Below are 7,116 nucleotides of genomic sequence, written 5' to 3' on the forward strand. Positions count from 1 at the left end.
CACGAATCTTTAGCTGATGGGGGGATTTCCGATTACTTTTTTCCATATACTGCCCTCTCTGGCGGAGTGGACTTAAGTTTGTCACGGATTCAGGTTGAATAAAAGAACCTTTCATATCAAATCGTTAATGGATTTAAAACTTTCACACGGGACACGATTCTTAAATTATTTAACGGAGGAAGGCAGACAACTTGGAACAGTGAAGGATGCTGAACGTACTCTTACCAATTTCTATGTTTGGCTTGCTAAGAACAATATCACTCCCCATATATTATTGTCTAACTTTCCCAAGAAACCGACTTATCACGGAACTTTCTATTATGAGTCCCCGTTTGATGCTATCTATCCATCTCGTTCAGCGTCGAATGTAGAGCATGTTTTTCCGCTTGCTTACATTCCCCTGTTATTTGAAATAGCTATCTGTGTTACACCCAGAATTGTTTTGGGCCTATATTTCCAACTATTCGGAGGATTAAGGGTCGGCGAAGTTGTTAATTTAAAAAGAGCGAGTTTGCAAAGAAAGTTGGCAACCGGCGATCTTCTGATTAAGATTGAAACCAATTCATTCAGAACGAACATCAAGGATTCATCGGGATCAAACTATGTTAAAAAGCCACGACCGCAAAGAATTTATCAAATTAAGGATTGGCTCGATCAATTACTCCAGGATCACTTGGAGATGTATAAACCTAACGATGGTTCCGGCGCGCTATTTGTAAACAAAAATGGGAGTGCGATGACCGGTAGAAGCTATAGACAGTATTTCGATAAGTTAAAAAGAACTTTCATCCAATATTTAAGACAGTATGGTGGGTCTGAGGATAAAATCCTCGCGAATCATTTAAGCACTACAAGCTGGTCAACGCATATTGGTCGAGGCACATTTACCAATATGCTCGCTGAACATGCGGAAAGTCCATTAGATGTGGCCTTTCCAAGAGGGGATAAAAGCTTGGAATCCTCGTTGGCATACATGTCTAAGACTGAAAGAATGAGGAAAAAAATCGAGGCTAAGTTGGCTTATATGCATGAATATTATGTCCCCCGGTTGATTGAACGGAACAAAAATAATACCAATAAACAATAGGAGTTCTGGTATGAGCGTTGATACTTCGAAATATTTACCTTTCATGGAATTTTGTAAACAAATTCCGATTTCATATTCTAGAGCTCGCAAGTGGTTAAAAAACGGGGTTATCACGGATAACGATTATATTTTTGTAAGCCATAGATGTTACATCAAAATTGATTCTATCCCTAAGATAAGGGAACGATCAGGTTATAAGGATGTAGATTTAACCGGATACATTAGCCTACCAGAAACGGTAAAGATTTTTAAGAGAGTTAGGCCAGAAACAAACCACCACAATGTCAGTTATTGGATCAGTGCAAACAAGTTAACGAAAGTCCTGAAGTGGGGGAATAAAATTTACTTGGAGGAAGAAGAAGTCATAACATTTTCAAAAGAATTAACTTATATAGGCGATCCTCGCTATATTACTGGTGTAGAAATTGTTAATGAATACCCCTTTTCTGATAAGGGGCTTAAAAGCCTATGTGATCCATTCTTCCCGGGAGCCAAGGTGTTAACCGGTGGGGGCTCTCGAATTTTAATACCACGCGAAGAATGGGAAGCTTTTATAAGTACCCATGATATTGTGAAATGCGGGAAGTCATGGATTAGACCAAAGCATACCCTGACTGTTCTTGAGCTGACCAAAAGATTGAAGAAAACGAGAAAAGTAGTGAAGAAACTTCTCGAAAACAATGAATTTCCTAATATGATTGTATACAAAAAATATGGAACATTCATACCGATACAGGACGTAGAAGCATACGAGAAGCGACAAGAACGACCTGCTTATACCAAAGATATAGCTATTCGAGAATTTACCAAGGCGATAATTGCTTCTTCATCTCAACACCTTAAGGAAACGGTCAGATTATTTCTAGATTTTGGCCACAAGAAAATTATTGCATGTAAAAGCAGTAGCCCGGAACGAATAAAGGATTTGGCAGAAAACTCATTACCAAAAACTTTTGTAACTTTAATTCTGCAGTCCCGAAGGGAAATTTACGAACTATCTAGTGAGGAGCTACAAACAATCTTAAATTCCAGCAATGCTCCGATGCGTTCAAATGACTTCTTTGTACAGTTTCTGAGGTACTGTTATGCCAATAAAGATATTAAGCCGGAAAAAGACCTTTACATTGTCCCAAATAAACCGAAATCTGATGATGGGAAAGAGATCTACTCTCCAGAGATATACCATGAATTTTATGTGTATGTTCAGGACATCCAAAATCATTTACCAAGGGCCATCAATAGTGCGTATTATGCCAACATGTGGCTTTATACCATCATGCATCTTTCCGACGTATGGAGAGCTTCTGACATCGTTAACCATTTACCCTCATTGGAATTGGATGGTCTTGGTATTGGTGATTTTGCTTGGTTTGAAAAAAACAGGCTGACTATTCGCCAATGCCAGATACTTGTACACCAAGTACATTTGAAAACAAAATCCAAAGTGACTGGAAAAACAGGTGCCTTACTTTCATTCTTCGTCCCTCCGGATTTATTGGAATGTATGGCAACATCAATGGTTTTATCTGAATTACATAGAAGGATGTCCAAGAATAAAAATAATAGTCATATTCTGTTATCAACTTTCAAAGAAGGTCGAACAATTAGTACGGTTCCAAAGAAATTTCACTTACGTTTTTTTGAAGAAAGACCTCATTTAAAGGTATTCAGAAGCTTGATGATGAATCGATCCACCATGACATATCTTTTTTACGGAATCACGGAGGAGAATAATAAGGACTCGGATCTGGCACTTGAGCTCATCCAGCATGTACGATCCCATACAGACCAGAATACAAGCGCAATTTATGTCAAAGCAACGAATAAAGATGGTACTATAAATAGGGTATCCTATAATCTGTGCAGGCGGGGACATTTTGGATGGCTCTACAATTATATGATTATGGCCGCTGCACAGTCATTCGATGGCAGACAGACATTAGAAGATCGGACACAAGCCATTGAACTGTTAAGAAAGGACATATCGCTATGGCAAACAGAAAGATGGGCCGAATTTTTTAATACCGTTCGTCACAGAAGAAAAACGATTATGCAGATGCTTTATCGCCTTTCAAGGGAAGACCTTATTAAGATTATCGTTCAAGTATATATGGGGAAAATGCCATCTAAATCAGATTGCGGTCAATGTCTTGCGCACCCTAAATGCTCATACCCGAGAAGATCAACTTGCTTTGGCTGCGAATGGTTTATACCTCAGTATTTTATATTAATAGAAGCAAACAATGAAATAGAACGGCTTATTAAATCAATTAAAGAATGCGAGTACAGCGCTTTAATTGATCGGGATACGGGATATATCCTGCATCTTCTTGATATCATTGAGCAAGCCATAGAATATTTAGGTGATGAATTTGTTATGCAATTTTTGAATTTACCAGCGCTGGAAACGCAACTTGAAGAGATTGCCCATCTTATTTCTTCCGAGAAAATATAATGGTGGTATTTATGCAAATACGAAGAACTGTCAATACTTTGGGAAATCATAGATTAGATGTTGTTGAGGATATTCAATTCCATGACTATAAGAGGAAAGATTATGAAGAAGCTTTTTATAATTTGAAAGAGGCAGGATATCTTGTCGCTGATTCCTTTGATGATATTTTGTGGAAAATGACATCGGAAAGTGCTGACCGTTATTTTTCAATGAAGTTTGGTCTTGAAGTATATCGAGAACTTAATCTGGCTCTAAAAGGATTTATATTGATTCGCCGAATAAGCGGAAAATCACCAAGAACATGCAAAAGAGAATGTAATCTGCTGAAAGCTATAATCCTCAAGACTCAGAACTTTACAGATTTGAATGAACTCGAGAAATTTTTACATTCAACCTCAAAACCGAACGCTTGGTACATGGCCTGTACACTTCAAAATTTTATAAATTTCCACCCAATTAAAGATGCTGAAAAGATTATTGAAATATGCAATCTTATCACGAGGGCCCATCACGATAACAGGGACTTGCCCGATTTTGAAGAAGTGCTCCAGTTTGACGATATAATCAATGACTTCTTTGAACAAGCATGGAATCAGGAACACTTCCCCTTTTTGCCAATATTATTATGGTGGCGAATCACGAATGTGATCCCGATGAGACCAAACGAGTTTTTTCAGATTAAATTTGGCTGCCTTCAGGAGGCCGAGCATTCTCTTTGGTTAACCGTCCCTAGAATTAAGAACAAAAGTACCGATATAAACGAAGTTATTGAGTGGGAATCGATACAAATCGATCACAATATTTTTGAAAGTATTCGATCGTATAAACAGGTTCTGTTAAACTTGCTTGGATATGAGCCCGTTTATTTGTTTCCGTTGGAATATTATCAAAAATATCGAAAAAGACAGGTAAATATGGACGCAAAAAGATTCAATGATGTCCGTTTTTCTTACTTGCTCAAGGAATTTTATAGGGATGTCGTTGAGAGTAAGTTTGAATATCGGCCGGCAAGAGAAATCAAACCTGGTGACACGAAGCATTTTGCTATTATTAATATGGTGCTTCAAGGTTTTAATATGCTATCTGTCGCAAGAATGGCCCATCATGAGCAAATTGAATCTCAAGAGAACTATTTTTATCACGCTGCTCATTTTGCAGACTCTTTTGTTTATCATCTTGCCCGAAAAAGAATGGAAAATAAGATTGCAGAAAAGATGCCAGAAGGATTTCTGGGAAAAAGGAGAACAGCAGTAGATAAAGGAAAAATTTATACTTTGGAAGAACTGGGTGGTAAAAAGAAGATTCCGTATGGCTTTTGTGGAGATGAGTCAAACGATTTCCCAATACATTGTGTTCCGGATTGCAGGGATTGTGAACACTATATATTTAAACCGGCAGTAAACGAAATAAATACGGCAATTTCTTGGCTAGAGAGTCAAAGCTCGATTCTTGATGCAGAAATAAAGACAACGTTACGTTGCATGAAAGAAATAAACCATTCATTAATACAGATTCAAGAAGAGGTTCACAGGATAAAATATGAGGAATCGTATCAATCTTTCTCGAAAAATTTATTGGATTTAATGGATCGAAAAGCGATGGTGGATTCAAGGATAATGGAGTTGGATTGGAATGACGAAGAAGATACAACGGACAAATAATCAAGGCGATAGCCGAAAACGCGGCAGGAAGTCGGATTACAGCGACATGGAACTAAAAAAAATGGCCGTTCAAATAAAAAATGATTTAAAGGGTGCAAAGCTAACGTATAAAGATTTGGAAAGAAGGACCGGAATTGGAAGAAACACATGGAGTCGCAGAATACCGGATACCATAGATGAGTTGAATCGACCCATTCTTCGATCATCTGAAAACAGCGAAATAGATGCTATTTATTTTCCAAACATTTACCAACTATTTCAAGTGCATGGGAAAGATTATAACAAGATTATTTATGAGCTAGAACATTTTCAAGATACTTTTTATCAAATGTATAAAGAAAAGGAGGATTATAAGCAAAAGCTTGAAAAACTAAGCCAATATGAGACAAAATTGAAGGAGCAGGAAGAACAGATTCGCATCCTGAAAATCCAGAAAGAACACTATGAAAAGCAGTACAAGAATATACTTGTTACGAGCGCCTTTCCTCATTTGCGTGAGGAAAACGGGATTAAAAATAACCTTTTGGATTTTAACGCTCATATTGAGAAGCATTCAAATCTGGATGATTTGAAATCACTATTTATTACCAATGATAAGAATACAATTCCGGAAGCTAATGCAACAAATGAACATTTTGAACGGCTCAAGAAAAGAAATAAACGGCTGTTTAATAAGAAGGAAAAATAAGGAGGAAATTTCTGTGACAGAGAGCAAATTGGAGAAAGCTACGTTCGCGGGCGGATGTTTTTGGTGTATGGTTCAACCTTTTGAAGAGTTGCCCGGAATCGTGAAGATCGTTTCAGGCTACACCGGTGGCCACAAGGAAAATCCGACCTATGAAGAGGTTTGTTCGGAAACTACGGGGCATACCGAAGCTGTGCAAATTACATTTGATCCCGAATTATTCCCATATGAGAAGTTATTGCAAATCTATTGGCAACAAATTGATCCTACCGATTCAGGCGGGCAATTTTTTGACCGTGGCTCATCGTACAGAACTGCAATCTTTTATCATACAGATGAACAGAAAAGGCTGGCGGAGGCTTCAAAAAAAGCACTTGAGGAAAGTGGGCGGTTTAATAAACCAATCGTTACCGAAATTGTACCTGCTGCAAGGTTTTATCCCGCGGAGGATTATCACCAGGATTACCATAAGAAGAATTCCTACCGGTACAAAATGTATCGTCAAGGTTCGGGAAGGGATACATTTCTAAAGGAACATTGGAGGCTTCATAAAAATGAACAACAATTAAGAAATAGCCTCTCTCCTGTTCAATTTGAAGTGACTCAAAACAATGCAACAGAGCCACCTTTTCGAAACGAATATTGGAATCATAAGGAGGAAGGCATTTATGTCGATATTGTATCTGGTGAGCCGTTATTCAGTTCTTTAGATAAATTCGATTCGGGTTGCGGCTGGCCGAGTTTTACAAAACCATTACGTCACTCCAATATTACAGAACATCTTGATACCAGCCATGGTATGATTCGTACCGAGGTGCGAAGCAGAAACGGAGATTCCCATCTGGGGCATGTCTTCGAAGACGGTCCTAGGGACAAAGGCGGATTACGTTATTGCATCAATTCAGCGGCACTTCGTTTTATTCCTAAGGAAAAATTGGAAACGGAAGGATACGGAGAATACGCTCACTTGTTTGACATTACGTCTTCAAACGAATAACACAAATGAACTCTATCCGCGGGAGTGTAAATATTTTTGTGTAAGTTATCCTAACGTTAAAATCGTACTTACTATTAACACTACACAGCAGGATAGGGCTATACTGGAAAGAAACCTGAGTGGTTGTTCAGTATGCCCTGAATCCGTGACAAACTTAAGTCCACTCCGCCAGAGAGGGCAGTATATGGAAAAAAGTAATCGGAAATCCCCCCATCAGCTAAAGATTCGTGA

At 38.2% G+C, this 7,116-nt stretch carries 5 protein-coding genes; all 5 read left to right on the forward strand.

Annotation, left to right across the window (positions count from 1 at the left end):
* Positions 1-127: 127 nt before the first annotated feature.
* The 5 genes from BLT35_RS25715 to msrA are packed head-to-tail and all read left to right on the forward strand — an operon-like array spanning position 128 to position 6,885.
* A complete protein-coding gene (locus BLT35_RS25715; RefSeq protein ID WP_175472071.1) occupies positions 128-1,087 on the forward strand; it encodes a site-specific integrase in 960 nt (319 codons plus the stop codon).
* Between the two features lie 10 nt (positions 1,088-1,097).
* The gene (locus tag BLT35_RS25720) at positions 1,098-3,542 is read left to right on the forward strand and encodes a hypothetical protein (protein WP_074730198.1); all 2,445 of its coding nucleotides are present in this window, start codon (positions 1,098-1,100) and stop codon (positions 3,540-3,542) included.
* An 11-nt stretch (positions 3,543-3,553) separates the two neighbouring features.
* The gene (locus BLT35_RS25725) at positions 3,554-5,203 is read left to right on the forward strand and encodes a hypothetical protein (protein WP_074730201.1); all 1,650 of its coding nucleotides are present in this window, start codon (positions 3,554-3,556) and stop codon (positions 5,201-5,203) included.
* Positions 5,175-5,891 carry a hypothetical protein gene (locus BLT35_RS25730; protein WP_074730199.1) on the forward strand — a complete coding sequence of 239 codons (717 nt, stop codon included), beginning with the start codon at positions 5,175-5,177 and terminating at the stop codon, positions 5,889-5,891. The genes BLT35_RS25725 and BLT35_RS25730 overlap by 29 nt, the downstream gene beginning before the upstream one ends.
* A 7-nt stretch (positions 5,892-5,898) precedes the next feature.
* Positions 5,899-6,885, forward strand: a complete 987-nt coding sequence (gene msrA, locus BLT35_RS25735; RefSeq protein WP_302848203.1) for a peptide-methionine (S)-S-oxide reductase MsrA — start codon at positions 5,899-5,901, stop codon at positions 6,883-6,885.
* Positions 6,886-7,116: the final 231 nt, after the last annotated feature.

The organism is Paenibacillus naphthalenovorans (genome assembly GCF_900099895.1).
Lineage (GTDB): Bacteria > Bacillota > Bacilli > Paenibacillales > NBRC-103111 > Paenibacillus_G > Paenibacillus_G naphthalenovorans.

Bases quoted from the DNA above. Each gene is read 5' to 3' on its own strand.
- BLT35_RS25715 (WP_175472071.1), top strand. From the start codon at position 128: ATGGATTTAAAACTTTCACACGGGACACGATTCTTAAATTATTTAACG.
- BLT35_RS25720 (WP_074730198.1), top strand. From the start codon at position 1,098: ATGAGCGTTGATACTTCGAAATATTTACCTTTCATGGAATTTTGTAAA.
- BLT35_RS25730 (WP_074730199.1), top strand. From the start codon at position 5,175: ATGACGAAGAAGATACAACGGACAAATAATCAAGGCGATAGCCGAAAA.
- BLT35_RS25725 (WP_074730201.1), top strand. From the start codon at position 3,554: ATGCAAATACGAAGAACTGTCAATACTTTGGGAAATCATAGATTAGAT.